The organism is Roseinatronobacter ekhonensis (assembly GCF_900499075.1).
Taxonomy (GTDB): domain Bacteria; phylum Pseudomonadota; class Alphaproteobacteria; order Rhodobacterales; family Rhodobacteraceae; genus Roseinatronobacter; species Roseinatronobacter ekhonensis.
In genome coordinates this window covers 1-1,259 of sequence record NZ_UIHC01000162.1, presented here as the reverse complement: position 1 = coordinate 1,259, position 1,259 = coordinate 1, and the positions used below count along the sequence as shown (strand labels likewise).

The window sequence follows — 1,259 nt, the reverse complement described above, 5'->3', positions numbered from 1 at the left end:
GCGCCGCTCGGCCCCGGCGACACGCTCGACGTCCGCATCTTCCAGCTCTCCGCCCTGATCGGGCGGGGCGCGCCAAAGACCGTCACGCTCACGTTCTGAAGGCCATCCCATGTCCGACGCCACGACCCATCTGTTGCTGCCCTACATCCTCGCGGCGCAGGCCCAGAAGCATGTCACGCACAACGAGGCGCTGCGCATCCTTGATGGGCTGATCCAGCTTTCCGTTCTCGACCGTGATCTGACCGCGCCGCCCGGTAGCCCGGCCGATGGCGACCGCTACATCGTGGCGAACGGCGGGACCGGTGACTGGACGGGGTGGGACCTGAACGTGGCGCTGTTCACGGATGGGACCTGGCTGCGTCTGCCGCCCCGGGCGGGCTGGCGTGCATGGGTTGAGAACGAAGGGTTGCTGCTGGTTTACGACGGCTCCGCCTGGATCAGCACGATCCCCGACGTATCGCAGAACATGGCGCTGCTCGGGCTTGGCACGGCTGCCGACGCTGCCAACCCGTTTTCGGCCAAGCTGAACGCGGCACTTTGGACCGCGAAAACCGTCGCCGAAGGCGGGAACGGCGATCTGTTCTACACGATGAACAAGGAGGCTGCGGGCGACGATCTCGGTCTGACGCTGCAGACCAACTTCGTGACAAAGGCGCTGGTCGGCCTGTTCGGGTCGGACCGGTTTCGTCTCGCGGTCTCCACCGATGGCAGCACCTTCTTCGACGGCATGACCGTCGACAACGCCAACGGCATCGTCGACCAGCCACAGCTGCCGCGATTCAAGGCGTACACCGACTACGACAATTATGTCGGCGTCGGCACCTGGACCAAGATCGACCTCAACACCACCGACTATAACGATCAGGGGGATTTCGATGCCGGGACCAGCCTCTTCACCGCGCCCGTCGATGGGACATACCTCTTCGGCGCAACGCTGCTCTACAAGATCAACGCCAGCGCCACTGCCCGCATGCGTGGGCGGCTCGTGCTGAACGGGACTAAAGAAATCCGTGGCTCCTTCGGCGAAATCTCCGCCACCCATGTCTCGCTTGCCACGGCCATCTGGCTGCAGGCCATGGTGCCGCTGACGGCGGGCGATACCGTGGAACTGCAAGGGTATTTCCGGGTCGCCGACGGCTACTTCGCCGCCGATCACACGTCCTTCTGGGGCTGCAAGGTCGGCTGAGCGGTGGGAGGATGATCCGATGACACCACCCCAATACGAGGGCTTCGTGCGCATGCCGGATGCCGAGTTCGAG

The 1,259-nt window shown here is 64.5% G+C and carries 1 protein-coding gene; it reads left to right on the top strand.

Annotated elements, in window-relative coordinates; genetic code table 11:
* Window positions 1-109: 109 nt before the first annotated feature.
* Window positions 110-1,186 (top strand): DUF2793 domain-containing protein, encoded by a 1,077-nt coding sequence (locus ROE7235_RS19615; RefSeq protein ID WP_121097728.1) that lies wholly within the window; start codon window positions 110-112, stop codon window positions 1,184-1,186.
* Window positions 1,187-1,259: the final 73 nt, after the last annotated feature.